Origin of the sequence: Streptomyces sp. NRRL WC-3618, assembly GCF_001280005.1 — a bacterium.
Classification (GTDB): Bacteria; Actinomycetota; Actinomycetes; order Streptomycetales; family Streptomycetaceae; genus Streptomyces.
The window spans coordinates 22739-48241 of the sequence record NZ_LGDW01000437.1; the positions used below are offsets into that span (position 1 = coordinate 22739).

The following is a 25503-nucleotide window of genomic DNA, read 5'->3' on the forward strand; positions in this document are numbered from 1 at the left end:
TCATCCGCACGCGTGAAGGGGGAGGGCCCCGACCATGCCCGCCAGCAGTGGCAACGGAGCCGTGACCCGCAGCACCCTGCGGCAGCAGATCGCGGACGCGCTCCGCGACGAGGTGCTGGCGGGCCGTCTCCAGCCTGGTCAGGAGTTCACGGTCAAGGAGATCGCCGAGCAGTACGGCGTCTCCGCCACCCCCGTCCGCGAGGCCCTGGTCGATCTGTCGGCCCAGGGCCTGCTGGAGGCCGACCAGCACCGCGGCTTCCGGGTGCCCGAGTACTCGCTCGCCGACTTCCGGGGCATGGTCGAGGCCCGTGGACTGGTCACGGACGGTATGTTCCACGGCCTGGCGAAGGGGCTGGCGGCGGCGGGATCCTCGGGTGTCGGGTCCGGCGGCCGGGTGGGCGGCTTCGCCAGTGACAGTCCGGGGCCGCGCGGTTTCTTCGTCCGCGTCGGCGACCCCCGTGCCGCCGCCGCCCTCGCCGGTGTCCGCCGCCGGGGCGAGGAGGCGCGGCGCGCCGCGACCGCCGGTGAGCTGAACATCCTCATCGGCTACGACCTGCGCTTCTGGCGCGAACTGGGCGCCCTGTTCGGCAACCAGTACCTCACCGACTTCCTGCATCGGCTGCGCGTCCAGTCCTGGGTGTGCGCGGTGCAGCACCTGCGGCGCCACGACGACCTGCGCGGCCGTCTGTGGTCCGGGCACACCGAGGTCGTCGACGCGCTGACCCGCCGCGACCTCGCCGAGGCGCACCGGATAGTGGACGAGTACGACGCGCACTCCCTCGCCCTCATCGAGGGCCTGGCCACTGACGTCGGCGCGACCGGCGGGAGCGACAGCCCGGCCCCGGAGCGGGACGACGACATCACCGCGCCCGGAGGCAACGGGGGCACGCACGGATGAGCGCTCCCACCCGTACCACCGGCACCCTCGACCTGACCGTCGTCGTTCCCGCGTACAACGAGGAAGAGCGGCTCGGCCCCACCCTCTCCGCCATCACCGGCCACCTCCGGGAGAACGAGGCCCGGTGGGGCGCCTGGGAGGTGGTGGTCGTCGACGACGGTTCCACCGACGGCACCCGCGACCTCGTCACCGGCCTCGCCGACCCCCGCGTCCAGCTCGTCACCAGCCCCCGCAACCGGGGCAAGGGCCACGCCCTGCGCCTGGGCGTGGCCGCCTCGCGCGGCGCCCGCGTCCTGGTCACGGACGCCGATCTCGCGGCGCCGATCGAGGAGCTGGCGGTCCTGGACGAGGCGCTGACCGAGGGGCACGCGGCGGCCATCGGCTCCCGTTCCGTCCCCGGCGCGACGATCGAGCACCACCAGCACCGGGTGCGGGAGTTCCTCGGCCGGGCCGGCAACTTCCTGATACGCCGGGTCGCGGTCCCCGGCATACGGGACACCCAGTGCGGTTTCAAACTGTTCGACGGCGACCGTGCCCGTACGGCGTTCGCCGCGTCCCGGCTCAACGGCTGGGGCATCGACGTCGAGGTCCTCCAGCACTTCCGCCGCGCGGACTGGCCGGTCGCCGAGATACCGGTCCGCTGGGCCCACCAGTCCGGCTCGAAGGTACGCCCGCTCGACTACGCCCGCGTCCTCGCCGAGCTGGCCACCCTCAAGGCGCGCGCGCTGCGCCCGGCGGACGTCCTCGCCGTCACCCTCTTCCTCCTCATGGCGGTCGCCCTGTACGCGGGCCGCTGGCTCGACCCGGCGCACCGCTACCTCCCCGACTCCCTCCAGGACCAGAACCAGTGGGAGTGGTTCTTCGCGGTCACCGCCGACAGCGTCAGCCACTTCGCGAACCCCCTCTTCACCGACCTCCAGGGCTTCCCCGACGGCGTGAACCTCATGGCCAACACGGTCATGCTCGGCCTCTCCGTCCCCTTCACACCGGTCACGCTCATCGCCGGCCCGGCGGTCTCGCTGGCCCTGGTGATGACCCTGGGCCTCGCGGTGACGGCCGCGGCCTGGTACTGGCTGATCGTGAAGAGGGTCGTACGGCAACGGGGAGCGGCCTTCGCCGGCGCGGCCCTCGCCACCTTCGCGCCCCCGATGGTCAGTCACGCCAACGCGCACCCGAACTTCGTCATCCTGTTCATGATGCCGCTGATCATCGACCGCGCCCTGCGGCTGTGCGAGAGCGAGCGGGTCACCCGTAACGGCGTGATTCTGGGCCTGATGGCGGCGTACCAGATCTTCCTGGGCGAGGAGCCGCTGCTGCTGGCGGCGATGGGAATGGTGTTGTTCGCCCTCGCCCACGCGGCCCTGCGCCCGGACCTGGCGAAGGCCGCCTGGCGCCCGCTGCTGCGCGGCCTGCTGATCGGCGGCGCGGTCTGCCTCCCGATCGTCGCCTTCCCCCTGACCTGGCAGTTCTTCGGTCCGCAGAGCTACAAGAGCGTCCTGCACGGCGACAACGCGGGCAACAGCCCGCTCGCGCTGCTCTCCTTCGCCGAACGGTCCCTCGTCGCGGGCAACAGCGACCGCGCGAACGCGCTCTCCCTCAACCCCACCGAACAGAACGCCTTCTACGGCTGGCCCCTCGTCCTCCTGGCCTTCGCGATCGTCGTACGGATGTGGGAGCGCACGGCGGTGAAGGCGCTCGCCTTCACCGCGGTCGCCGCCGCGTTCCTCTCCCTCGGCCCCGAGTTCCGGATCCCGCTGACCGACACCGTGCTGCCGGGGCCCTGGGCGCTGCTCGCGAAGAAGCCACTGTTCGAGTCGGTGATCGAGGGCCGGGTCGCGATGATCTGCGCCCCCGCACTGGGCATGTTGCTGGCCCTCGCGATCGAACGACTGGCGGCCACCCGCCACCTTCCGACGCAGTACGTCGGCACGCTGGCCGTCCTCCTCGCCGTGCTGCCGATCGTCCCGGCGCCGCTGAAGTCGGCGGAGCGCGCCGAGGTGCCCGCCTTCATCACGGACGGCACCTGGAAGTCGTACGTCCGCAAGGGCGAGTCGCTGGTGCCGGTGCCGTTGCCCGATCCCGGCAACGCGGAGGCGCTGCACTGGCAGACAGCGGCCGGCCTCGGTTTCAAGCTGCCCGGCGGGTACTTCAACGGGCCGTACGGCGCGGAGCGCGTCGGTATCTACGGCGCGTCGCCGCGCTTCACCTCCAACATGCTGCGGGACGTGCGCTACACGGGCGTCGCGCCGACGATCGGCCCCAACTGGCGGGCGCAGGCCAAGAGGGACTTCGCGTACTGGAAGGCGGGCGCGCTGGTGCTGGCCCCGCAGGGCAACGACGGGTTGCTGCGCGAGACGCTGGAAAAGCTGACGGGCGAGCGGGGTAGGTGGACGGGCGGCGTGTGGGTATGGGATCTGCACGACGGGTCACGACCGGTGGCCCGGTGACGTGTGGCCCGGTGACGACCTGGTGATGGCACAGCGATCGCCGTGACCTGTTCCTGTCGGTGTCTGGCCCGCAAGAGGGAAGCCCGACCGGCGTACGACCTACTACGCTGCCCTGACTACGCTGACGTCTGAGATGCGAGGAGTGCTCCTTTGGCCTGTGACCTGTGGCTGGTCCCACTCGTCGACGTGCTGTGCCACACCCCCGACAACCCCTTCGCCGAGGAACTCGCCCTCTACGACAAGGTGCTGGGCGAGGCAGGACTGCCACCGGTGCCGGTGTACTCGTACATGCCGGGGCTGTCCGGCGACGTGGGCCCCATCGCGGGCTTCGACTACGACGCGCTGCACTTCCTGCGCCGCGTGTACCTCCTCCAGGTGTGCGGGCTGCCGGTGACGCCGGTGGGCGAACTGGGCAGCGACTACGAGCAGTTGCTGGAGATGTTCGAGGCGACCGCCCAGCAGTCCCACCTGGTCTGGCACTACGACCACGCGGGCGCGTACGTCCCGGTGGACTTCCCGCACCCGCTCTCCAGCGACGAACTCCTGGCGGGGGGCGGCCCGTTGGGCTCGTCGCAAACCCTCCTGAGGGAGCTGGAGTTCGTGGCCCCCTCGATCGGCATCAACCCGTCGAACCCCCCGCTGGCCCCGGCCCCGCCGCTGACACCCACGTCACTGGAGGAACCGGCGGCACCGGCCCCGTACGACGACAGCCCGTTCGCCCGGGAACGGCACGTGTGGCTGGGACTCAACGCGGCGGCGACGCGGAGTCTTGCGCAGGGGTCGATGATCGTCTTCAGCTGAGCGACGGGTGGCCGGGGCACGCTCGCTCTCGCTACCGCCCGCTCAGCGGATCTGGGAGAGACCCTTCTGCAGGTCGTCCGCGTTCATGATGGGCGTGTACGTGAGCTTGGCGTTGAACTGGGTGAAGAACGGTTCGGCGCTGGGCGGGATCTCGGAGCTGTCCTTCATGTCGAGGATCAGCCAGCAGGTCCGGTACCCGTCCTCGGGACCGAAGTACGCCGCCTCCGGCTTGAGGTGGTCGAGGGTCTCCTTCATCAGCTCCGGCAGCTTGCCGGTGCGTACCGACTCGTTGGCCTTCTCCGTGTCGAACTGCGCCTTGAGCATGACTCGCATCGCATTCACCTTCCCTGACAGACAGGACACACCTGGGACGGTACGGACTCGTGCGATATCAGGATATGCCCGGCATCTCGGCTTGGCGCATCCGCCGAACAAGCACCCGGGGGCCCACGGTCTTTGAGGGCGCGGGCCCCTCCCTACGGGGGATGGCTACCGCTGGCGCGGCAGCCTGAGGGTGCGTACGAGGGGCATGTCCGCGTACAGATCGGGTTCGACGGTCAGTACGCGCCGGCCGTTCGGCCAGTCCACCGTCGGCCGGGACAGATGGACCGCGTGACCGAGACGCCACTCCACCCCGTCACGCAGCAGCGCGCCCACGGTCGACGCGCCCGCGAAGTCCAGCTCGACGATCTCGACGGCGGGCAGGGCGCCGATGTGCTCGGCCAGCCCCTTGCGCATGCCGTCGGCGGCGGCGAGGCAGAGCGCGGGCACGTACACGTGGCGGGTGGGCCCGTGCTCGGTGTTCGACACGAACTGCGAGGCGAGCGAGTTGCCCGACCCGAGCGCCAGCAGCGCCGACTCGTCGAAGACGACACCGGTCGATCCCGACGGACCGGGCGATCCGGGCCTCCCGGCCCTCTTGGCGGCGCTCACAGGCTCTCCACCTCCTGTCCGGCCTCCAGGTCCTGCCACACCTTCTCGACCCGGTCGTGGTCCTCGTCGGTGAGGGTCACGCCGAAGTGCGTCTCGCAGTACGCCTTGGTCTCCTCGTACCGCTTCCGCAGCTCCTCCTGCGTGGGCGTGGCCCCCGCGAGCTCGGCGATCAGGTCGCGCATGGTCATCCCTCGCTCGCGGGCGAGCATCATGAGGCGGTCACGGACTGCGGGGTCGACCTTGACGGTGGTGTCAGTCATGACCAAAGTATACCGTCGGTATACCGTCTCGGGCCGCTCTAGCAATGCGGTCATCCTGTTCCCTTCCGGGTGGTAGGCCTGGCCGCACGGACGTACGACCAGGAGTCTGCGGGCCTACGCGGGCAGCGCCCGCCCCTGCAGCAGCGCGCGGGCCAGCGCACCGCCGCGCCGCGCGGCCTCGCGGTAGCCGGGCGCGAAGCCGCCCCCACGGGCACAAGGAAGTAGACGGCGCGACTCCCGTTCGCCTCCCGCACGACCGGCCCCGGCACCCCGCCGGTCATCCGCGCCTTGTATCGAGCATTTGACACAAGATCCCGACCGGGGCATCTTGTATCCACCACTTGATACAAGACGATCTGGGGGGATCTCCAAAATGCTCGACATGCTCGACACCGTCCCGCTCCGGTCCCGGATCCTCGACCACGCCGAGTACTACGCCCGCTGGTCCGGTCTGGCCATCGGCCTCGTGGTCGCGCAGGGGTTGTCCACGCTGGGGGACGTCGAGTTCGAGCAGCGCGTCGTGTTCTGCATCACCGCCTTCGGCCTGTGCGCCGTGGCCGGTGTCCTGCTCGCCGACGCCCTGACCCTGCGCCCCCAGGAGGCGGTGCGCACCGCGAGTCTCGCCCCGCGCCTGGTCAGGAACCATGTGCCGCCACGCATGGGCCCCCTGATCGCCCTCCAGGGCGTCTCCCTCGTCGCCCTGCTGGCGATCACGGCCGCGACGGCCTCCGTCGACCCCGACCGCATATTCAGCACGGGCAAGGTCCTCCACGTCACCTGCAACGGAATGCGCGCGCCCCTCGGCCCCTGGCCCGGCCTGTACTACAGCCTCCCGATGTTCGGCGCGCTCGCCGTCGCCACCCCCACCTGTGTCTGGGCCCTGCGCCGCATCGCCGACGGCCCGGGCGAGGAACAGCAGCGCCGTGACCGCGCGTGGGCGGTCACCGGGGCCTGGGGCCTGCTGGTGTCGAGCCAGCAGCTGTACGCCGTACTGATGGTCACCGTCTCACTGACGGAGACGGGCTGCGCAGGCGCGCTGGGCGCCCTCACCTTCTGGGTGTTCTACCCCCTGGCCCTGCTGAACCTCTTCACCGTCGGCTGGTCCCTGGTCACCGTGGTCGCCCCCCGCGCGGTCGAGAACGAGACGGCCGAGGACGGGACCGGCAGCGATGAGTGACCCCGCCGTCCGGGTCGACACCACCAGCCAGGTACCGCCGTACGAGCAGATCCGCGCCCAGCTGGCCGCGCTGATCCGCACCGGCCGACTGGTCGCCGGAGAGCGCCTGCCGACCGTGCGCCAGCTCGCCACCGACCTCGGTCTGGCACCGGGCACCGTGGCCCGCGCCTACCGGGCGCTGGAAGCCGCCGAGTTGATCCGTACCCGCCGTGGCGCGGGCACCCGGGTCGCGGCGCTCCCGTCCGAACCGTACGCGCACGATGCGGACCAACTCACCACCCTGGCCCGGGACTTCACCTCCGCCGCCCGAGCACTCGGCGCCGACACCGAGGACATCCTGACCGCCGTCCGGGACGCTCTGGACCCGGGTCCGACGTCCCCGTCGGCCACCGCCGCCGGCCGAACAGGCGGTGACCCCAAGACGGCCGGCGTCGGCGCGAGTCGCCGCACTTCGTAGGGCTGTAGGGCTGTAGCCGGTCGGCAGAGATCCGCCCGTTCAGACGCTCCGCGCGCTGATGTCACCGTGGCTGGTGGTCGCCCGGATGGTGAGCGGGGATTCGGCGCCCTCGGTGTTCTGGAGCCCGTTGTCGATGCGGCCGTACGAGGTGCCCGCGTCCAGGGACGCGGAGACCCCGCGCGCGGCGCCCACCGAGATGTCGCCGGACTCGGTGCGCAGGGTGACCGTGCCGCGTACCGCCTCGGTGATGCGGAGGTCGCCCTTCTGGGTGCGGAGTTCACCGGGGCCACCCATGCGGCCGACCGTGATGTCGCCGGCCTGGAGGGTGAGGCGGGCACCCTCGGTCTCGTCGAGCTTGACCGTGCCCTGGGCGCACTCGTAGGTGACGTCGCCGAGCCGTCCCACGCCCCGGAGTTCCGCGCTGGCCGCCTTCGCCTCGACGCGGGAACCGGCGGGCAGTTGGACGGTCACCTCGACCGACCCGGAGTTGCCGAGGATGCGGTTCTTCGCCGGTGCGGCCTCGATCCGCAGGACGCCGTCGCCGTCGTAGGCGACCGTGATCTGCTCCGCCGCCTTCACGTCGCGGCTCGACGAGGCGCTGGCCGGCCGGACCTCGACGGTGGTGTCCGCGCGGTCGGCGGCGATGAACTGGATGCGTCCCGCAGGGATGTCGAGGCGGGCGAGGATCGGGGCGGTGGTGTCGAACTTCTGCATTGCGATCTCCTTGACCGGGCTTCGCGTTGTCGTTTCGAACAATGGAAAAGCTACGTTGCGTTCCAATATTCAGCAACTAACTCGTTGCACGAGATCAGCATCATCACAGGTTGAAGGCGAGTTTTCATTGCAATGATTTCCGATGTAACGCAACACGGGACACCCTTGCGTTGCAATGCAATGGACGTGAACGCTATGGTCGGGGCGCCCCGCACCCAGTACCAGCACCAGTCCACCAAGGAGACCCCCGATGCCGGGAGGCAGGCTCACCCAGTCCGAACGTCAGCAGATCGCGCTGGGGCTGGCCGACGGCCTGGCCTACGCCGAGATCGCCCGGCGTCTCGACCGCCCGACCTCCACCGTCACGCGCGAGGTGATGCGCAACGGCGGCCCCACCGCCTACCGCGCCGACGTCGCCCACCGCGCCACCGAACGCCGCGCCCACCGGCGCAGGACCACCGCGCCCCGGGGGCCGCAGGCGCCGGCCCCTGCCTACGGACGTGACCCCGAGGCCGTACGCGAGTACGAGGAGGTGTTCACGGCCGTCCTCACCGCGTCGGGCATGCCCACGATGATGTCCCGGGTGATGGCCTGCCTCACCCTCACCGACTCCGGCAGCCTCACCGCGGCCGAGCTCGTCCAGCGCCTCGACATCAGCCCGGCGTCCGTGTCCAAGGCGATCACGTTCCTGGAGAGCCAGGGCATGGTCCGCCGGGAACCGGGCGAACGCCGCCGCGAGCGTTACGTCGTCGACGACGACATCTGGTACGAGTCGATGATGGCCAGCGCCCGGTCGACCGCCCAGATCGTCGGCATCGCGCGACAGGGCGTCGGCGTCCTCGGCTCCGGCACCCCGGCCGCCGCCCGCCTGGAGAACATCGCCCGCTTCCTCGACTTCGTCTCCGAGAGCATCGCCCGCGCCGCGGAACAGGCCCGCGAAATCCTGCACACGAAACCCGCGCCGCCGGACAGAGACAACGACGCGACCAGGTGACGCCCGACAGGTCCTGGGAATGCGTCACCTTCCGGCAGACCGCGCCCCTCCCCCGGGGACGCGTCCGCATAATGACACAGGCCACTGACGGTGAAGCCGGCCCCTCAGGCCGGGAACACCGCCGTCCCGCCCTGCGTCAGCTTCCAGTTGGTGACCGCGAAGTCGGCGGGGTTCAGGGTGCCCTTCGTCGTCACGTAGTCGATCATCAGCTGGCGGATCTCGTTCGTCGAGCTGTACGCGATGGCCGCGCCGGCGATGTGCGGGTAGCCGCTGCCGCCGTTGGCGCGGTAGTTGTTCACCGCGACCACGAAGACCTGGTCGGCGGCGACCGGCGCGCCCTTGTAGGAGAGGTTCTTGATCCGGGACCCCTCCGGCGCGGCGATGTCGATCTCGTAGTCGACGCCGGCGGCCGTGTCGTACATGTAGTCCCAGAAGTTGTTGGCGTTCGTCACCGTCGCGGTGTCGACGGCGGTGCCCACCGGGACCTGGTGGTAGTACCGCGCCGCGAACTCCAGGTAGTCCTTGAGCTGGGCGCCCGTCAGCTTCTTGCCGTACAGGGTGTTGTCGTAGATGTAGAGCCCGGCGACGTCACGGATGGTGACATCCCCCTTGGGAATGTCCGCGCTGCGGCTGAAGGGCGCGGCGACGGAGATCAGCGGGAGGGCGGCGTCCGCCGTGGAGAGGCCGGTGGCGACGGCGGCCATCTGGACCTGGTGGATGAAGTCCATGACGGGGACGTCCTTCCAGCACGCCTCCGCCGCCGACAGGTCCGCCGTACACGTGCCGACAGCCGTGTTGACGTACTTCACGACGAGATCGTGGTCGGCCTTGAGCAGCTTGGTGATCTGCTCGTCCTCGGGGACCGCGTTGCTGTTGAGGGTCTTCGACTTGGTGCTGGTCACCTTCCACTGGCCGCGCTCGAGTTCGAGCTCGAAGTCGAAGACGGTCAGGCGCATGCCGTAGCAGTACGGCTCGGAGAGGACCACGTCCTTGCCGGTCTCCTTGTTCGTCACCGTGTAGGACGACACCTCGGTGTGCGTGTGCCCGACGAGGATCGCGTCGATCCCGGGCACCTGCTCCGCCACCAGGTTCGACGCGTTCTCGACGTACGGCAGCTCGTTCCCGTACGACGAACTGCCGTCCAGGCCCGAGTGATCCGTGAGGAAGACGACGTCACAGCCGAGGGCGCGCATGCGCGGGACGTACTTCTTCGCCTGCTCGACAAGCCCCGTGAACGACATCTTCCCGGCGACGTTGTCCTTGTCCCACAGGGCGATTCCGGGGTTCGTGAGGCCGAGGATGCCGACCTTGATGTCCGGCGCGCCGGGGACCCGGATGCGCTTGACGGTGTACGGCTGAAAGGCGGGCCGGAGCGTCTTCGCGTCGAGCGCGTTCGCGGCGAGGAGCGGGAAACGGCACTGGCTCTCGAACTTGCGGAGGGTGTCGATGCCGTAGTTGAACTCGTGGTTGCCGAGGGCGGCGGCGTCGTACTGCATGGCGTTCATGGCGACGGCCATGGGGTGCTCAGGGGCCCGCTTGCCCTTGGTGCCTGCTCCCGTGATCGGGTCCACGCGCGCGTAGTAGTACGCCAGTGACGTGCCCTGGATGATGTCGCCGGCGTCGACGAGCAGGACGCGGTCCGCGCCCTTCTCCGCGCGCTGCTGCTTGATGAGCGTGGCCACGCGGGCGACGCCGACCGAGTTGCCGGCCTTGTCCTTGTAGGGGGCGTCCGTGTAGTAGTCCCAGTCGAAGACGTGGCTGTGCAGGTCGGTGGTGCCCAGGATGGAGAAGGACCAGGTGCGGGGCGGCTTGCAGTGGCGTTCGGCGGCCTGCGCGGGCGCGGCCCCGACGGTCCCGGCAGCGGCCACGGCGGCACCGGCGACCGCCGACGTGTGCATGAACTGACGGCGGTCCATGGGTGAAACGGGCATGGGGGAACTCCTGAGCAGTCGGGGGCTACACGCGTAGATCGTGCTGGCACGCCGACCTTTCGAGAACCAAGAACAGGCCATGACACGCCATGTCCGGGTCAATTCAAGGGAGACGGGAGGACCCATGCGGTCCCGTTCATCTCGCGGAAACCTTCTGGCTGTGAGGGCCTGGGAGATCCAGAGGAACGGCCGACACACCGTGCGCGCTTGACTACGCTGTGTGGCAGCTGGCCAGTCTCAGGGGAAGGGCGCATCATGACGTTGATGACAGAGCGACCGATCACGATAAGCGGCACGGAGCCCCCCAGCTTCGAGGGCTTGCTCGACGCCCTCGACCAGCTCGACCTGCCGGACGGCTACAAGGCCGAGATCATCAAGGGGAACATCGTCGTGTCGCCGTGGTCGAAGGCGTACTACGCCGACGTAATGGATCTGGTCTGCGACCAGTTGCGCCCTTATTTGCCCGAAGAACACCGCATCAGCTGGGGACCCTTGTTGTATGTGTTCCCGGGCGCCGAACGCGCCTACGGCCCCGACATCCACGCCGCCCACCGGCGTACTCGTCGGACCACCAGCAACCGTCTGGACGGGGAAGGTCTCTCCTTCGTCGCCGAGCTGACCTCCCCCTCCACCAGGATCGACGACCTGACCGACAAGGTGCGGGTCTACGCGAAGGCAGGCGTCCCCGTCTACCTGGTCCTCGACATGCAGCAGGAAGAGGCCAGCCTGTTCCTGGAGCCGTACGAGCACGGCTACAAGTCCCGTCTGACCAAGCCGTTCGGGGAGAAGCTCTACATCCCCGACCCCTTCGGCTGCGAACTCGACACCGCCGGTTTCCAGGCCCCTCCGGACGAGAGCTGATCCCGGAACGCAAGGTGGGGCACCCCGTCGGACGGGGTGCCCCACCTCTGTTTTCGGCTGTCCGCGTCAGATGAACGAGTTGATCTCGATCGTCTCCGTGCGCCCCGGGCCGACGCCGATCGCCGAGATCGGTGCGCCGGACATCTCCTCCAGGGCCTTCACGTACGCCTGGGCGTTCTTCGGGAGGTCCGAGAACGACTTGGCCTTCGTGATGTCCTCGGACCAGCCGGGGAGGGTCTCGTAGATCGGCTTCGCGTGGTGGAAGTCGGTCTGGGAGTACGGGAGTTCCTCGACGCGCTTGCCGTCGATCTCGTACGCCACGCAGACCGGGATCTCCTCCCAGCCGGTGAGGACGTCGAGCTTGGTGAGGAAGAAGTCGGTCAGGCCGTTCACTCGGGTCGCGTACCGTGCGATGACCGCGTCGAACCAGCCGCAGCGCCGGTCGCGGCCGGTGGTGACGCCCCGTTCGCCGCCGATACGGCGCAGCGCGGCGCCGTCCTCGTCGAAGAGCTCGGTCGGGAAGGGGCCGGCGCCGACACGGGTCGTGTACGCCTTCAGGATGCCGATGACCCGGCTGATCTTCGTCGGGCCGACACCCGCACCCGTGCAGGCGCCGCCCGCGGTCGGGTTGGACGACGTGACGAAGGGGTACGTGCCGTGGTCGATGTCCAGGAGCGTGCCCTGGCCGCCCTCGAAGAGGACCACCTTGTTGTCGTCGAGCGCCTTGTTGAGCACCAGGACGGTGTCGGCGACGTACGGCTTGAGCCGGTCCGCGTAGGTGAGGAGTTCCTCGACGATCTGCTCGGCCTCGATCGCCCGGCGGTTGAAGACCTTGGTCAGGAGCTGGTTCTTGCCGTCCAGCGCCGCCTCGACCTTCTGCGTCAGGATCGACTCGTCGTACAGGTCCTGGACGCGGATACCGACCCGGTTGATCTTGTCGGCGTACGTCGGGCCGATACCGCGCCCCGTCGTACCGATCTTCCGCTTCCCGAGGAAGCGTTCCGTCACCTTGTCGACGGTGACGTTGTACGGGGTGATGATGTGAGCGTTACCGCTGATCAGGAGCTTGGACGTGTCGACGCCTCGCTCGTTCAGCCCGTTCAGCTCGGAGAACAGGACCGACGGGTCGACGACGACGCCGTTGCCGATGACGGGTGTGCATTCAGGTGTGAGGATTCCGGAAGGGAGGAGGTGCAGGGCGTACTTCTGATCGCCCACGACTACCGTGTGGCCGGCGTTGTTGCCGCCCTGGTAGCGCACCACATAGTCCACAGACCCGCCAAGCAGGTCCGTGGCCTTCCCCTTACCTTCGTCACCCCACTGAGCACCGAGCAGCACAAGTGCGGGCACGCGCGTACACCCCTTCCGGGCGGGGCATGTCCAAGGCCAGGGGCGTACGCGTCTGAGCTCACGGCTCATGCCTCGTACACCGGCGACCCTCGTCGGCCGCAACCCGTCGGACCCGGATGCCCCGGAATAGACCAAGCCCCTGGCGCAATAGCGCAAGGGGCTCTTGCACAAAGATGCTACCCGAGGAAGCGAGGCATGACCGAGGTGGCGACTTCCGACCAGCTTTTCGTGGTCATCGACCCGGTCGCCCGGCGGACGGACGGCGAGTCTGTACGAATCGCGAAAGACGTGCTCAGCGCGGGTGCGAGGACAAAAGTGTGCCTTCCGGAAGGGCCCGAGGAATTCGCTCGGGCACTCGCCAGAAGGGGCTCCCGCAGGCCGGTCGTCATCGGCGACGACCGGGCCCTTCTGCGTACGGTGGCCCTGCTGCACCGGCAGCGGGAACTGGCCGGATGCGCACTGTCCGTCGTCCCGGTGGGGGCGACCGCTGTCCTGTCCCTCGCCCGTTCGCTGGGGGTGCCCATGGGCACGGTGGCGGCGGCGCGGGCCGTCCTCGAGGGCGCCGAACGCCGCCTGGACCTTCTCGTCGACGACAGCGACGGCGTGGTGGTCGGCGCGGTCCGGATCCCGGCGGTACGGGGGTGGGCCGACTTCGGCGCCGACGGCTCCGGTGAGGCGGGGACGGACACCGGGGGTCCGGGTCGTCCCTGGCTCAGGACCTGCCAGTCCCTTGTACGGACCCTGGCGGCACGGCCGGTCCGAGGGGCGCGGGGAGCCCGGGTGGCCCCACCGACGGGCAGCCCCGGGCCCTCGCGGCTGCGCATCGAGGTGGACGGGGTGACTCTCGTGGACCTCGACCAGCCGGTGGAGGCGGTGACCCTGACGGCGGGGGTGCCGGGGGGCGCCCGGGTGGAGGTGCGCCCGGTGTCGGTCGGGGCGGAGGCGACGCCGCTGGACGCGGTGGGGGTACGGGTGACGGTGTCGGGGACGGATTTCCGGTACCGGGCGGACACGGGGGCGGTGAGTGGGCCTGTGCGGCGGCGGACCTGGGTGGTGCGCGAGGGTGCGTGGGGGCTGACGTTGCCGGGGTGAGCCCCCGCTGCCCCTGGGGGCTGCCGCCCCCAGACCCCCGCTTCGGCCCTGAAGGGGCCTCGTCCTCAAACGCCGGACGGGCTGAAGATGCGTGGGCGGCGCTGGAAATGTTCGGCCTGTACGGCCTCGTCCTCAAACGCCGGACGGGCTGGAGGTGCCGGCCGGCGCTGCTATTTCAGCCCCTCCGGCGTTTGAGGAGCGGGGGTTCGGGGGCAGCGCCCCCGAGGACGGGACGGGAAGGGGCGGCGGGGGCGAATCCGACTCGTCCTTCAGCCCCACCCCCGTCAGCCCCAGCTCAGCCGCCCTCCCCATCAGCCCCGCCAGTTTCGCCGCCGCCGTCTCGTACCGCAGACCCAACGGGGGCCGGATGTTGGACAGGCAGTTGCGGTCCGCGTCCGTGGTCGTACCGGGGCGCGGGGCGTACGTCAGATACGCCCCCAGCGAGTCCGCCGCCGACATACCGGGCCGTTCGCCGATCAGGACGACCACCATCGCGGCACCCATGGCGTGGGCCACGTCATCGCCGAGGGCAACCCGCGCCTGCTCGGCCAGGATCACCGGCGCCACCCGCCACCCCGGGGGCAGCAGTGTCGTCGTCGCCCGCACCACCGGCGCCGCGTGCTCGTGCACGGCCCGGCTGGACAGCCCGTCGGCCACGACGAACACCAGATCCCAGTCGCCGCCGGGCAGGTGCGCGCGGTCGACGGCGTCGAGGCGGCGCCCCAGGTCGGGGCGCTGAAGGTAGGTGAGCCGGTCGCCGGCGGCGCTGCGTACCCGTACCGTCGGGATGCCCGGCAGCGCGGCGGCGACCAGTTCCGGGGCGAACGGCGAGTGCACCGCGTCCCGCGCGGCGGCATGCGCGGCCTGCAACTCCAGGCGGTGGCGGGTCGGGAGGGCCGAGCCCGCGCGGCCCAGACCGATCCGGGCCTGGGTGTGCCGCCGCAGCGCCGCCCACATGGTCAAGTCATCAGACACCGTCAGGTCATCCGACACCGTCAAATCATCCGACACCGTCAAATCATCGGACACAGTCAAATCGTCGGATACAGAGGCCAGTTGACGATCCGTCATGCCGCCAGTTCCTTTCCGATCGCCGTCAGCGGATGTGCCGTACCGGAGACGTCCCGGATCGATCCCCGCTCGTCCAGCAGGCCGATACCGTCCAGCCAGGCCTCGAACTCCGGTGCCGGGCGCAGCCCGAGGACCTCGCGGAGGTACAACGCGTCGTGGTACGAGGCGGATTGGTAGTTGAGCATGATGTCGTCGCCGCCCGGCGTGCAGATCACGAAGGACGCGCCCGCGACCCCGAGCATGGTGAGCATCGTCGCCACGTCGTCGTCATCGGCGTCCGCGTGGTTCGTGTAGCAGATGTCCAGGCCCATGGGCAGGCCGAGCAGCTTGCCGCAGAAGTGGTCCTCCAGGGCGGCGCGGAGGATCTGGCGGCCGTCGTAGAGGTACTCGGGGCCGATGAAGCCGACCACCGTGTTCACGAGCAGGGGGTCGTAGCGCCGGGCCACCGCGTAGGCCCGCGCCTCCACCGTCTGCTGGTCGACCCCGTGATGCGCGTCGGCGGACAGCGCGCTGCCCTGCCCGGTCTCGAAGTACAGCGCGTTCTGCCCGACCGTCCCCCGGTTCAGCTCCCCCGCCGCCGCGTACGCCTCGTCCAGCAGCCCCAGGGTCACTCCGAAGGAGGCGTTCGCGGCCTGCGTACCCGCGATGGACTGGAAGACCAGGTCGACCGGTGCCCCGCGTTCCATCAGGTCCACGCTCGTCGTGACATGGCAGAGCACGCAGGACTGCGTGGGGATCCGGTACCGCTGGATGACCCCGTCCAGCAGTTCCAGCAGGTCACGTACGGCCTTGGGGCTGTCCGTCGCCGGGTTGATGCCGATGACCGCGTCGCCCGAGCCCAGCAGCAGACCGTCCAGCAGCGCCGCCGCGACGCCCGCCGGGTCGTCGGTCGGGTGGTTGGGCTGGAGGCGGGTGGCCAGCCGCCCCGGGAGCCCGATCGTCGACCGGAAGGCGGTCACGACCCGCACCTTCCGCGCCACGGCGACCAGATCGGCGTTCCCCATCAGCTTGGACACCGCGGCCACCATCTCGGGCGTGAGCCCGGCCGACACGGCGGCCAGGGTCTCGGCATCCGCCGCCTCCGACAACAGCCACTCCCGGAAGCCGCCCACCGTCAGCGCGGCCACCGGCGCGAAGGCGACCGGGTCGTGGGTGTCCACGATCAGCCGCGTCACGTCGTCGTCCTCGTACGGGATCACCGGCTCGGCGAGGAACCGGGTCAGCGGCACCTCCGCCAGCGCCCAGCGGGCCGCGACCCGCTGCTGGGCGGAGTCCGCGGCGAGGCCGGCGAGCCGGTCGCCGGAGCGCTCGGGGCTCGCGGCGGCGAGCAGGCGCGCGAGGGAGTCGAAGCGGTAGCGGTGGCCGCCGAGGGTCGAGGAGTACGTGCTCATGGCGACGACCGTACGAGGCACGTGTTGCCGTCAGATTTCTAAAGGTCTGGTTGACAAACATTTAACGCCCCGACACCCTTGACCGACTCATTCGGGCGACAGAGTTCCACCCCACCGGCAGCACAACCAGGAAGGGGCCACCCGATGGCAGTGGACGAGGGCGTAGCCTCGGCGGACAGTACGGACAGTGTGGGCAGCACCGACGCGGAGACGGTTCACCGGCTGAAGCCGAACGCGATCGGGTTGCTCGGCGTCGTCTTCATGGCTGTCGCCACCGCCGCGCCGATCACCGCGATGACGGGCAACGTGCCCTTCATGGTGTCGTCGGGCAACGGCATCGGCGCTCCGGCGAGCTATCTCGTCGCAATGGTCGTCCTGGCAATCTTTGCCGTCGGGTTCACCTCGATGGCGAAGCACATCACGTCCACCGGCGCCTTCTACGGCTTCATCTCCTACGGCCTCGGCCGCACGGTCGGCCTCGCCTCCGGGCTGCTCGCCACCTTCGCGTACGTCGTCTTCGAGCCCGCCCTGATCGGCATCTTCTCGACGTTCGCGACCACGACCGTGAAGGACCAGACGGGCGTCCACGTGCCCTGGTGGGTGTTCGCGATCGTCATGCTCGCGATCAACGCCACGGGTACCTGGTTCGGGGTGTCGGTGGCCGAGAAGCTGCTGGTCGTCCTGCTCGGCACCGAGGTGACGATCCTCGCCGCGATGGCGATCTCGGTCGCCCTGCACGGCGGCGGCCCGAACGGCTTCACCTTCGGCCCGGTCAACCCGGTCAACGCCTTCCAGGGCACCAGCGCCGGCCTCGGCCTCTTCTTCGCCTTCTGGTCATGGGTCGGCTTCGAGTCGACGGCGATGTACGGCGAGGAGTCCCGCGACCCGAAGAAGATCATCCCCAAGGCGACGATGATCAGCGTCCTGGGCGTCGGCGTCTTCTACGTCTTCGTGTCCTGGATGGCCATCACGGGCAACGGCGAGAAGGAAGCCGTCGCGGCGGCCTCGTCCGCGAACCCCCTCGCCCTGTTCTTCAACCCCACCGAGCACTACGTCGGCCACTGGGCCGTCGTCGTCATGCAGTGGCTGATGATCACCGGCTCGCTGGCCTGCGGCATGGCCTTCCACAACTGCGCCGCCCGCTACATGTACGCCCTGGGCCGCGAGGGCGTACTCCCCTCCCTCAAGCGCACCATCGGCCGCACCCACGCCTCCCACGGCTCCCCGCACATCGCCGGCCTGGTCCAGACGATCATCAGCGCCGTCCTGCTGCTCGCCTTCTGGGCCGCGCACAAGGACCCGTACACGGGTACGTACGTCCTGCTGGCCATCCTCGGCACGATGGCGATCCTCGTCGTCCAGGCCGTCTGCTCCTTCGCGGTCCTGGCCTACTTCCGCAAGAACCACCCGGAGAGCCGCCACTGGTTCAGGACGTTCACGGCCCCGCTCATCGGCGGCGTGGCGATGCTCGCGGTGGTGGTGCTCCTGGTGTCCAACATGGGCGTGGCGGCGGGCCCGGAGTCGGACTCACTGGTCCTCAGGTCGACCCCGTGGCTGGTCGCGCTGATCGCGGCGGCGGGCATCGGCTACGCCACCTACCTGAAGCACCGGGCCCCCGAACGGTACGCGCTGCTGGGGCGGACGGTGCTGGAGGAGACGAAGGAGCGGTAGCGACAGCTCGTCATCGAGTTCTCAGGCCCCGGGCGCGAAGCGATCGGGGCCTGAGACGAATAGCTTGATCTACAGCGAGAACCCCCGTGCCACGTGAAGAAACCCACCCGGCGCGCACGGCCCGCGCAGGGGCGGCGTTGACGGTGAGAGTGCCCGCGGCGGCCGGCGCGACAACGGCCGGTGTCGTCGTCAGGGGACGTCACGCGAGACGTGTTCGGGGGCTCATGGTGCCACCGTGATGGTGGAGTTGCCGCTGCTCCGGTATCCCTCGGTCGCGAGGATCATGTAGTGGCTGAAGCTGCCGAGGGGCATTCCCGCTCGCGCCCAGGCGTCGAAGTGGTTGCCGGTGGTGATGGTGCCGCCCGTCCGCTTCGATCGCCGCACACTCCAGTACTGGTTGAAGGTCTTGTTGCCTTCGACGGACGGGGCGTTGTAGCGCGTGGTCTGGTAGATGTCGTATGTGCCGCCGTCGCTGGTGACCGTGCCCTTGTACGTTCCCGTGGGCCGGTAGGTGCCCCAATTGTCGACGATGTAGTACTCGACGAGCGGGTCGGACGTCCACCCGTAGAGAGCCAGGTAGGCGTTGCCGGACGGGTTGAAGGTCCCCGAGTAGGTCACGCTCCTGCGTCCACCGTTGCTCCAGCCCTTGCCGGCGACGAAGTTCCCGGTGTTGCTCCATGAGGTCCTGTAGTTGCCGCCGGAGCCCAGGTTCATGGAGACCGTGCCCGGTGTGTCGGTCCAGAACGAGTGGTAGTAGCCGTTGTCGGTGCCGGTCTGGTTCGTGGTGACGGCCGTACCGGCTTGCGCGGTGCCGGTCCCGGCCGGCTGGGTCGCGGCCGATTTCACCAGCTTCCACTGCTGGTTGGCGCCGCCCGTGCCGGAGTACTGGATGACGGCCCCGCCGTCGGCCTTGGAGCCTCTGCGGACGTCCAGGAGCTGGCCGCTCCTGCGGGAGGTGAGGGTGACGGCCGTGGAACCGCTCACATCCTTGATCCGCCACTCCTGGGCGGTGGACGAACTGTCGTTCTGCTGCTCGGCGGCGGCCCCCTTGGCGGTCGAACCGCCCGCTATGCCGAGCACCTTGCTGCTGTTGCGGTTCACCAGCTCGTAGTAGCCGTCCCGGGTGGGCTTCAGCTTCCACTGCTGGTTGGGGGTGTGCTGGTCGGTCCACTGCTGGATGCGGGTGCCGGCGGCGGTGGAGTAGCCGTTGACATCCAACACCTTGCCGCTGTTCACCGACACCAGCCGGTAGTAGGCGTTGGCGTCGACCGTCGCGGCCTGCGAGTCCTCCTGCGAGAACAGGAGATACGGCACGACGAGCGCGGGCGCGCCGAGCAGTAGACCGGTCGCTGTCCAGCGACGGCGGTGCCGCCCGCGGCGTCCGCCGTTCGTGGGGTTCTTCATGGGGAGGTGCTCTCCTTGCATGCCGTTCACACCAGAGGAAAGGTGGATGCAGCTACCGGAATCGCCGGATCCGACTCCTTGTGGTAACAGGCCCCGCAAAGGGTTGCCTTGAGCCGGAAACTTTTTCCAGGTCACCTCGTGGTGCGGCAGGCGTTGATCAGCGGCCGGGTGACCCTGGTGCCCTTGGTGTCCACGGCCTTGGCCCGGAAGGACACCGAGCCGGGCGTCCTGGGCTGGTCCAGCGTCACCGGTGGCATGTCGGTCGGAGAGGGTCGCTCCCCCGGCGGATCGCTTGTCTCCTGTTGTTGATGTCTGAGGCAGGGGGCTCCAACGGGCAGCGCGCACCAGGAGTGTTCCGGTCCTTCGGTTTCCCTCCGGGGCCGGGATCACTTCCGCGGTCACGTCTCTACGTACTTCAGGCCGAGCAGACCAAGGCAGCCAAGAGCCCACACCACCAAGGGAGTTCGTGACCGGGACCGTCGGGAGTACGGGACCGCCGGGAGTACGGGACCGCCGGGAACGGTGCCCCGCGTCAGGAACCCTGGCCGAAGATCCTCGCCCGCTCCTCGTGCCACCGTTCCATCAGCTTGGTCAGCTCGCCCTCCATGAACTCGAAGAAGGCGAGCGTCTCGGCGATGCGCCGGCCGCCGGGGCTCTCCGCGCCGAGGCTGTCGACGCCCACCCGCAGGGTCTGCCCCCAGCGCTTGAGGACGGCGTCGCGGTTGGTCAGCGCCTCGTACCACTGGTCGCTGTGCACCCGGTACCGCTCGCGCCGCGAACCGGGTTCGCGCTCCCGCGACACCATGTGCACCTGGGACAGATAGCGCACGGCGCCGGACACGGCGGCCGGGCTGACCTGGAGCTGTTCGCCGAGTTCGGCGGAGGTGAGGGCGCCGGCGTCGGAGGCCAGGAGCGCGGCGAAGACGCGGGCGGCCATGCGCTGCATGCCGGCCTCGACGAGCTGGGCGGCGAAGCTCTCGACGAACCGGGACACCGCCTCGGGATCCCGTCCCGCCACGCCCTCTGCGGCGGCCACCGCCTCACGCGGTTCCGTCCGCTCCGTCCGTTCCCTCATGGGCCGAGTGTAACTGCCATTCATACACTTCCTTAACTTCACAAATTTCTGAAGTAAGCGTACGTTCGGAAACATGACGAAGGCCAGCCCCGCAGTCGAGGTGTCCGCGCTGCACAAGTCGTTCGGGAAGACACACGCCCTCGACGGTCTCGACCTGACCGTGGAGACCGGCGAGGTGCACGGCTTCCTCGGCCCCAACGGCGCCGGGAAGTCCACGGCGATCCGCGTCCTCCTCGGCCTGCTGCGCGCCGACTCCGGCACCGCCCGCATCCTGGGCCGGGACCCGTGGGCCGACGCGGTCGAGGCGCACCGCCGGATCGCGTACGTCCCCGGCGACGTCACCCTGTGGCGCAACCTCTCCGGCGGCGAGGTCATCGACCTGTACGGCCGACTGCGCGGCGGCGGGCTCGACAAGGGGCGCCGGGCCGACCTGATCGACCGGTTCGAGCTGGACCCGACCAAGAAGGGCCGCACGTACTCGAAGGGCAACCGCCAGAAGGTGGCGCTGGTGGCGGCGTTCGCGTCGGACGTGGACCTGCTGATCCTCGACGAGCCGACGTCAGGGCTCGACCCGTTGATGGAGGAGGTCTTTCAGCGCTGCGTGGCGGAGGAACGGGACAGGGGCCGCACCGTCCTCCTCTCCTCCCACATCCTCAGCGAGGTCGAGGAGTTGTGCGACCGGGTCAGCATCATCCGCGCCGGCCGAACCGTCGAGAGCGGCTCCCTCGCCGATCTGCGCCACCTCACCCGGACCAGCATCACGGCGGAACTGGCGGGCGCACCCAACGGGTTGGCGCGGCTGCCGGGCGTCCACGATCTCGACGTCAGCGGCAACCGCGTCCAACTCCAGGTCGACACCGACAAGTTGGACGCGGTACTGCGCTCGCTCACCGCGTCGGGCGTACGGTCGCTGAGGTCGACACCACCGACGCTGGAGGAGTTGTTCCTGCGCCACTACCAGGACGAGACGCCCTCCTCGCCGGCCGGGACGGTGGCCCGATGAGCGCCACGGCGACCCCTGCCGCCTTCGCGGCCCGTTCGGGCGGTGCGCGCCAACTGGCGGGCACCTGGGCGTTGTTGAGGTTCGACCTGCGGCGCGACCGGGTGCTGGTCCCGGTGTGGGTGACGGTGACGGCCCTCCTGGTCCTCTCCCTCCCGGGCTCCCTGGAGAGCGTGTACTCCACTCCCGCCGAACGCGCGGACCTCGCCCGCCAGTTGCTCACCAACAGCTCGCTGAGGGCCACGTACGGCCCGGTGTTCAGCGACTCGATCGGCGGTCTGACCGCCTGGCGCATCGGCGGCTACGCGGCGATCCTCGCCGCCGTCATGAGCCTGCTCGTCGTCGTACGGCACACCCGCGACGAGGAGGAGAGCGGACGCCAGGAACTGATCTCGTCGGCGATGGTCGGCCGCCGGGCACCGCTGACGGCGGCCCTGCTCACCGCCCTGGTCGCCAACGCCGCGCTGGCGCTGCTGATCACGGGCGGCCTGGCGGGCCGGGGCGCGTCGGGGGCGCTGGCGCTGGGCCTGGGCGTCGCGGGCGTGGGCACGGCGTTCGCCACCCTGACGGCGATCGTCGCCCAGTTCACGGAGAGCGCGCGACTCGCCAAGGGCCTCACGGGCGGCCTGCTCGGCGCCGCGTTCGTGCTGCGCGCGGCGGGCGACTCGGCGACGGACGACGGTTCGTCCGCGCTGACCTGGATCTCGCCGATCGGCTGGCTGGAGAACCTACGGCCGTTCGCCGACGAACGGTGGTGGGTGCTCGGGCTGTTCGTGGCCGCGACAGCGCTACAGGGCTGGCTGGCCTATGAGTTGGCGGGCCGCCGCGACGTCGGCATGAGCTTCGTCCCGACCCGTCCCGGCCCGGCGACCGGCCGCCTGGGCACGGCGGGCGCGCTGGCCTGGCGACTGCAACGGGGCGCCGTCCTCGGCTGGAGCGTCGGGTTCTTCGCGGCCGGGGTCGCCTTCGGCGGGCTCACCAAGGGCGCGGCCGACCTGGTCGGCGACAACGCGAAAACCCGGCAGATCATCGAGCGGATGGGTGGCCAGTCGAGCATCGAGGACGCGTTCCTCGCCACGATGGTCGGCATGTTCGGCATGGTGGCGGCGCTGTACGTCGTCTCGTCGGTACTGCGGCTGCACGCCGAGGAAACCTCCCAACGGGCCGAGCCGATCCTCGCGAACGCGGTGGGCCGGCTGCGCTGGGCCGGGGGCCACCTGGCAATCGCCTTCGGCGGCGCGGTGCTGATCCTGCTGCTGAGCGGCCTGGGCCTGGCACTCGGGTACGGGCAGGAGCTGGGCCCGGTGATCGGGGCGAGTCTGGTGCAGGTCCCGGCGGTGTGGGTGCTGGGCGGACTGGCGGTGCTCCTGTACGGGCTGTCGCCCCGACTGGCCGTCGGGGCCTGGGGAGTTGCCGGGTTCACGCTGCTGGTGGGGTGGATCGGCCCGGCGCTGGACGTGCCGCAGGCGGTGCTGTATCTGTCGCCGTTCTGGCATCTGCCGAAGGTGCCGGGTGGGGAGATGAGCTGGACGCCGGTGCTGGTGCTCACGGGGGTGGCGGTGGGGTTGGTTTCGGCGGGGCTGGTGGGACTCCGGCGGCGTGACGTGACGGCGTAAACGCGGACCCCGCCCGATGGCGGCGGCTGACGCGGCAAGCGGCCCCCTCTCCGTCTGACCGTCCCCTACTTGCCCCGCCTTGCTCCCCTGTGCCGTTGCGCGCCACTGGGGCGAGGAACGCGCGGTCGTGATCCGCCCGTACGCGGCGCTGCGGAAGACCGCCCGGCAAGCGGCGAAAGCCGAGGCGGGACGGGGTCCGGCCTTCATCGGCGGCGGCGGGGCGGTCCGGTTCGGGGAGGCGACGGGGCGCGGGCGTTCGGTCCTCGGCAAGAGGTCGGGTGCGAGGCCCGATGGAGTGAGGCTCCGGCGGTTCGTCCGTGTACGGCCAGGCATGCGGCGATTGAATGCGACTCGCCCAGTAGTGCGCGGCGCCCTGGCGGCGCCGCCTACCAGAGTGGAGTCGACCGTGGCACCCATCCCGAACGGCGTCTATGCCATCACCAAGCGCGGTGAGCAGCTGATCACGCTCATGGAGCCGAAGGACCTCGCGCTACTGCTCCCGCCCACCGGGAACCCCGGCGAGCAGGAGTGGGAGGTGGAGGGGCGTAGCGACGGCACCATCGTCATCAGGAACCTCCGGCATGGCACTTTCCTGACGTACGACAACGACCCGAACGTCAACGAGATGATCATGGGGAGCACCGAGCCCCGCCCGTGGGCGCTCTACCAGGCGGCGGAGCCGCAGACCTTCCACATCGTCGTGCCCGGTGGCCCCATCGACGGGTACGAGCTGGCGCTGGACATGAGCCTGCTGCGGATCTTCCCGCCGCGGCTCGCTCTGCGGCCGCTGGAGGTTGCCGACCAGCGGCAGGCATGGAGGTTCGAGAGCCACGAGTAGGCGGCCGGGGCCAAGAGCCCTGAACGCACGGGCCGGCGGTGGCATGCCCGTCCGGGCGTGCCCGGGCCGTTGTCATTCTTACGTCTGACCGCCGCCCTCGGGGCGGGCGCGGGCCTGGCGGTGTGGGCCGTGCGGGCCCCGGGCCGGGTCCGGCGCTTCGAGCAGGGCGCCGACTGGAGCGTCCTCCACGCCGAGCTGCCGTTGCTGAGCCTCGCCGGCACCGCAGGCGGCCTGGGCGTCTGGGCGGTCCTGCGGGGCCTCGGATCCCGGCTCAGGTCCCGACGCTCACCCGCAGCCCCTCCAGCCCCCTGATCACGAAGTTCGGCTTCCGGGCAGGCTCCGCCGCCAACGCCAGTGTCGGCGCACCCTCCAGCAGCGCACCCATCGACGCCGCCAGCTCGATCCGCGCCAGCGGAGCGCCGATGCAGTAGTGGATGCCCGCGCTGAAGGAGATGTGCGGGTTCTCCGTGCGGGTCAGGTCCAGTGAGCCGGGGGCGGTGAACACCTCCGGGTCGTGGTTGGCGGAGCCGAAGAGCAGGGCCACCTCGCTGCCCCTCGGGATCACCGTCCCGTCGATCTCGATGTCGTCCAGTACCCAGCGTTCGAAGAGCTGGAGCGGGGTGTCGTACCGCATCAGCTCCTCCACGGCGGACGGGATCAGGGAGTGGTCCGCGCGCAGGGCCGACAGCTGGGCCGGGTTGCGGAACAGCGCCCACCAGCCGTTCACCGTCGCGTTGACCGTCGCCTCGTGGCCCGCGTTGAGCAGCAGCACGCACGTCGAGATCATTTCCTGTTCCGTCAGGCGGTCGCCCTCGTCGTGCGCGGCGATCAGGCCCGAGATCAGGTCCTCGCCGGGCTCCTTGCGGCGGGCCGCGATCAGGCCGGTCAGGTACTCGGTGAACTCCTCCGACGCCCGTACCGCCTTCGCCGCGGTCTCCTCGGACGGGCTCAGCTCGTACATGCCGCAGATGTCCGCCGACCAGGGGCGCAGCGGGGCGCGGTCGCCCTCGGGGATGCCCAGCATCTCCGCGATCACCGCGACCGGCAGCGGCTCCGCCACGTCGGTCAGCAGATCGCCGCCGCCCGCCTTCACCAGGTCGGCCACGAGCTTCGCCGCCAGCTGCTCCACGTACGGCTTGAGGCCCTCCACCGTGCGCGGCGTGAACGCCTTCGACACCAGGCGGCGGATGCGGGTGTGGTCCGGCGGTTCCAGGTCCAGCATGCCGTGGTCGTTGAGGGTGTGGAACGGCTCGTGTTCCGGCGGGGGCGCGGTGCGGCCGAAGTCCTCGTGGGTGAAACGGTGCTGGTAGGTGCGGCCGAGGCGGCGGTCGCGCAGCAGCGTCGAGACGTCCGCGTGGTGCGGGACCAGCCACTGGTTCGTGGGTTCGTAGTACACGACCCTGCCCCGGGCCCGCAGTTCGGCGTACGCGGGGTACGGGTCCGCGACGAACGCCGGGTCCCAGGGGTCGAAAGCGAGGTCGGAAGGAGCTGCCATGCGTGGACGCTAGCCCGAGTCACCCCC

The 25503-nt window shown here is 70.1% G+C and carries 23 protein-coding genes and 2 pseudogenes; 13 read left to right on the forward strand and 12 right to left on the reverse strand.

Annotation, left to right across the window (positions count from 1 at the left end; genetic code table 11):
* Positions 1-34: 34 nt before the first annotated feature.
* The 3 genes from ADL01_RS28415 to ADL01_RS28425 all read left to right on the forward strand — a co-directional run bounded on the left by ADL01_RS28415 (position 35) and on the right by ADL01_RS28425 (position 4146).
* Positions 35-898, forward strand: coding sequence for a GntR family transcriptional regulator (locus tag ADL01_RS28415; RefSeq protein ID WP_053744848.1), 864 nt, complete (start codon positions 35-37; stop codon positions 896-898).
* Complete coding sequence (locus tag ADL01_RS28420) at positions 895-3345, forward strand: dolichyl-phosphate beta-glucosyltransferase (RefSeq protein WP_053744849.1); 2451 nt, start codon at positions 895-897, stop codon at positions 3343-3345. The genes ADL01_RS28415 and ADL01_RS28420 overlap by 4 nt, the downstream gene beginning before the upstream one ends.
* Positions 3346-3495: 150 nt before the next feature.
* A complete protein-coding gene (locus tag ADL01_RS28425) occupies positions 3496-4146 on the forward strand; it encodes a hypothetical protein (protein ID WP_053744850.1) in 651 nt (216 codons plus the stop codon).
* Between the two features lie 42 nt (positions 4147-4188).
* Here ADL01_RS28425 and ADL01_RS28430 read toward each other — a convergent pair whose 3' ends face one another.
* The 3 genes from ADL01_RS28430 to ADL01_RS28440 form a co-directional block, all read right to left on the reverse strand.
* Positions 4189-4479, reverse strand: coding sequence for a hypothetical protein (locus tag ADL01_RS28430; protein WP_053744851.1), 291 nt, complete (start codon positions 4477-4479; stop codon positions 4189-4191).
* A 156-nt stretch (positions 4480-4635) separates the two neighbouring features.
* Positions 4636-5079 (reverse strand): hypothetical protein, encoded by a 444-nt coding sequence (locus ADL01_RS28435; protein WP_053744852.1) that lies wholly within the window; start codon positions 5077-5079, stop codon positions 4636-4638.
* On the reverse strand, positions 5076-5339 hold the full coding sequence (locus tag ADL01_RS28440; RefSeq protein WP_234354823.1) for a hypothetical protein: 264 nt from the start codon (positions 5337-5339) through the stop codon (positions 5076-5078). Before ADL01_RS28440 ends, ADL01_RS28435 begins: the two co-directional genes overlap by 4 nt.
* A gap of 382 nt (positions 5340-5721) precedes the next feature.
* Between ADL01_RS28440 and ADL01_RS28445 the strand changes: the two genes are divergently transcribed.
* Positions 5722-6516 carry a hypothetical protein gene (locus ADL01_RS28445; RefSeq protein WP_107091011.1) on the forward strand — a complete coding sequence of 265 codons (795 nt, stop codon included), beginning with the start codon at positions 5722-5724 and terminating at the stop codon, positions 6514-6516.
* Positions 6509-6886, forward strand: a pseudogene (locus tag ADL01_RS28450) (GntR family transcriptional regulator); the annotation flags it as partial. The gene ADL01_RS28445 and the pseudogene ADL01_RS28450, both read left to right, overlap by 8 nt.
* Positions 6887-7012: 126 nt before the next feature.
* On the opposite strand, the gene ADL01_RS28455 reads toward ADL01_RS28450, so the two are convergent.
* Positions 7013-7687, reverse strand: a complete 675-nt coding sequence (locus ADL01_RS28455) for a DUF4097 family beta strand repeat-containing protein (RefSeq protein WP_053744856.1) — start codon at positions 7685-7687, stop codon at positions 7013-7015.
* Positions 7688-7937: 250 nt separating this feature from the next.
* Here ADL01_RS28455 and ADL01_RS28460 point away from each other — a divergent pair, with 250 nt between their 5' ends.
* Complete coding sequence (locus tag ADL01_RS28460; RefSeq protein WP_053744857.1) at positions 7938-8681, forward strand: GbsR/MarR family transcriptional regulator; 744 nt, start codon at positions 7938-7940, stop codon at positions 8679-8681.
* Positions 8682-8785: 104 nt separating this feature from the next.
* Here ADL01_RS28460 and ADL01_RS28465 read toward each other — a convergent pair whose 3' ends face one another.
* On the reverse strand, positions 8786-10612 hold the full coding sequence (locus ADL01_RS28465) for a bifunctional metallophosphatase/5'-nucleotidase (protein ID WP_053744858.1): 1827 nt from the start codon (positions 10610-10612) through the stop codon (positions 8786-8788).
* A 255-nt stretch (positions 10613-10867) separates the two neighbouring features.
* On the opposite strand from ADL01_RS28465, the gene ADL01_RS28470 reads away from it, so the two are divergent.
* On the forward strand, positions 10868-11473 hold the full coding sequence (locus ADL01_RS28470) for a Uma2 family endonuclease (RefSeq protein WP_053744859.1): 606 nt from the start codon (positions 10868-10870) through the stop codon (positions 11471-11473).
* 66 nt (positions 11474-11539) lie between these two features.
* Here ADL01_RS28470 and ADL01_RS28475 read toward each other — a convergent pair whose 3' ends face one another.
* Complete coding sequence (locus ADL01_RS28475; protein ID WP_053744860.1) at positions 11540-12823, reverse strand: adenylosuccinate synthase; 1284 nt, start codon at positions 12821-12823, stop codon at positions 11540-11542.
* Positions 12824-13018: 195 nt separating this feature from the next.
* On the opposite strand from ADL01_RS28475, the gene ADL01_RS28480 reads away from it, so the two are divergent.
* Positions 13019-13915: a diacylglycerol kinase gene (locus ADL01_RS28480; protein ID WP_053744861.1), complete on the forward strand. Its 897-nt coding sequence runs from the start codon at positions 13019-13021 to the stop codon at positions 13913-13915.
* A gap of 132 nt (positions 13916-14047) precedes the next feature.
* Here ADL01_RS28480 and eutC read toward each other — a convergent pair whose 3' ends face one another.
* Together eutC and ADL01_RS28490 are read right to left on the reverse strand one after the other, a co-directional pair.
* A complete protein-coding gene (gene eutC / locus ADL01_RS28485; protein ID WP_107091010.1) occupies positions 14048-14872 on the reverse strand; it encodes an ethanolamine ammonia-lyase subunit EutC in 825 nt (274 codons plus the stop codon).
* 110 nt (positions 14873-14982) lie between these two features.
* Positions 14983-16377 (reverse strand): ethanolamine ammonia-lyase subunit EutB, encoded by a 1395-nt coding sequence (locus tag ADL01_RS28490; protein ID WP_053744862.1) that lies wholly within the window; start codon positions 16375-16377, stop codon positions 14983-14985.
* 144 nt (positions 16378-16521) lie between these two features.
* Between ADL01_RS28490 and ADL01_RS28495 the strand changes: the two genes are divergently transcribed.
* Complete coding sequence (locus ADL01_RS28495) at positions 16522-18048, forward strand: APC family permease (RefSeq protein ID WP_053744863.1); 1527 nt, start codon at positions 16522-16524, stop codon at positions 18046-18048.
* 222 nt (positions 18049-18270) lie between these two features.
* Here the strand turns inward: ADL01_RS28495 and ADL01_RS47905 are convergent, their stop codons facing one another.
* The 3 genes and pseudogenes from ADL01_RS47905 to ADL01_RS28505 all read right to left on the reverse strand — a co-directional run bounded on the left by ADL01_RS47905 (position 18271) and on the right by ADL01_RS28505 (position 20527).
* A complete protein-coding gene (locus ADL01_RS47905; protein ID WP_234354825.1) occupies positions 18271-18897 on the reverse strand; it encodes a glycoside hydrolase family 11 protein in 627 nt (208 codons plus the stop codon).
* Between the two features lie 45 nt (positions 18898-18942).
* Positions 18943-19473, reverse strand: a pseudogene (locus ADL01_RS47910) (RICIN domain-containing protein); the annotation flags it as partial.
* A 511-nt stretch (positions 19474-19984) separates the two neighbouring features.
* Entirely contained in the window at positions 19985-20527 is a 543-nt protein-coding gene (locus tag ADL01_RS28505; protein WP_053744864.1) for a GbsR/MarR family transcriptional regulator, read from the reverse strand.
* Between the two features lie 73 nt (positions 20528-20600).
* Here ADL01_RS28505 and ADL01_RS28510 point away from each other — a divergent pair, with 73 nt between their 5' ends.
* The 4 genes from ADL01_RS28510 to ADL01_RS28525 all read left to right on the forward strand — a co-directional run bounded on the left by ADL01_RS28510 (position 20601) and on the right by ADL01_RS28525 (position 24293).
* Complete coding sequence (locus ADL01_RS28510; protein WP_053744865.1) at positions 20601-21530, forward strand: ABC transporter ATP-binding protein; 930 nt, start codon at positions 20601-20603, stop codon at positions 21528-21530.
* Positions 21527-23143, forward strand: coding sequence for an ABC transporter permease (locus tag ADL01_RS28515; RefSeq protein WP_053744866.1), 1617 nt, complete (start codon positions 21527-21529; stop codon positions 23141-23143). Before ADL01_RS28510 ends, ADL01_RS28515 begins: the two co-directional genes overlap by 4 nt.
* 406 nt (positions 23144-23549) lie before the next feature.
* The gene (locus tag ADL01_RS28520; RefSeq protein WP_053744867.1) at positions 23550-23981 is read left to right on the forward strand and encodes a hypothetical protein; all 432 of its coding nucleotides are present in this window, start codon (positions 23550-23552) and stop codon (positions 23979-23981) included.
* A 69-nt stretch (positions 23982-24050) separates the two neighbouring features.
* Complete coding sequence (locus tag ADL01_RS28525; RefSeq protein ID WP_078960807.1) at positions 24051-24293, forward strand: hypothetical protein; 243 nt, start codon at positions 24051-24053, stop codon at positions 24291-24293.
* Here ADL01_RS28525 and ADL01_RS28530 read toward each other — a convergent pair.
* Positions 24253-25476 carry a cytochrome P450 gene (locus ADL01_RS28530; protein WP_053744869.1) on the reverse strand — a complete coding sequence of 408 codons (1224 nt, stop codon included), beginning with the start codon at positions 25474-25476 and terminating at the stop codon, positions 24253-24255. The genes ADL01_RS28525 and ADL01_RS28530 overlap by 41 nt on opposite strands.
* Positions 25477-25503: the final 27 nt, after the last annotated feature.

Coding starts and splice junctions, on each gene's coding strand:
- ADL01_RS28495 (WP_053744863.1), top strand. CDS start 16,522: ATGGCAGTGGACGAGGGCGTAGCCTCGGCGGACAGTACGGACAGTGTG.
- ADL01_RS28505 (WP_053744864.1), bottom strand. CDS start 20,527: ATGAGGGAACGGACGGAGCGGACGGAACCGCGTGAGGCGGTGGCCGCC.
- ADL01_RS28440 (WP_234354823.1), bottom strand. CDS start 5,339: ATGACTGACACCACCGTCAAGGTCGACCCCGCAGTCCGTGACCGCCTC.
- ADL01_RS28465 (WP_053744858.1), bottom strand. CDS start 10,612: ATGCCCGTTTCACCCATGGACCGCCGTCAGTTCATGCACACGTCGGCG.
- ADL01_RS28480 (WP_053744861.1), top strand. CDS start 13,019: ATGACCGAGGTGGCGACTTCCGACCAGCTTTTCGTGGTCATCGACCCG.
- ADL01_RS28430 (WP_053744851.1), bottom strand. CDS start 4,479: ATGCGAGTCATGCTCAAGGCGCAGTTCGACACGGAGAAGGCCAACGAG.
- ADL01_RS28490 (WP_053744862.1), bottom strand. CDS start 16,377: ATGAGCACGTACTCCTCGACCCTCGGCGGCCACCGCTACCGCTTCGAC.
- ADL01_RS28460 (WP_053744857.1), top strand. CDS start 7,938: ATGCCGGGAGGCAGGCTCACCCAGTCCGAACGTCAGCAGATCGCGCTG.
- ADL01_RS28420 (WP_053744849.1), top strand. CDS start 895: ATGAGCGCTCCCACCCGTACCACCGGCACCCTCGACCTGACCGTCGTC.
- ADL01_RS28510 (WP_053744865.1), top strand. CDS start 20,601: ATGACGAAGGCCAGCCCCGCAGTCGAGGTGTCCGCGCTGCACAAGTCG.
- ADL01_RS28415 (WP_053744848.1), top strand. CDS start 35: ATGCCCGCCAGCAGTGGCAACGGAGCCGTGACCCGCAGCACCCTGCGG.
- ADL01_RS28445 (WP_107091011.1), top strand. CDS start 5,722: ATGCTCGACACCGTCCCGCTCCGGTCCCGGATCCTCGACCACGCCGAG.
- ADL01_RS28470 (WP_053744859.1), top strand. CDS start 10,868: ATGACGTTGATGACAGAGCGACCGATCACGATAAGCGGCACGGAGCCC.
- eutC (WP_107091010.1), bottom strand. CDS start 14,872: ATGTGGGCGGCGCTGCGGCGGCACACCCAGGCCCGGATCGGTCTGGGC.
- ADL01_RS28515 (WP_053744866.1), top strand. CDS start 21,527: ATGAGCGCCACGGCGACCCCTGCCGCCTTCGCGGCCCGTTCGGGCGGT.
- ADL01_RS28455 (WP_053744856.1), bottom strand. CDS start 7,687: ATGCAGAAGTTCGACACCACCGCCCCGATCCTCGCCCGCCTCGACATC.
- ADL01_RS28530 (WP_053744869.1), bottom strand. CDS start 25,476: ATGGCAGCTCCTTCCGACCTCGCTTTCGACCCCTGGGACCCGGCGTTC.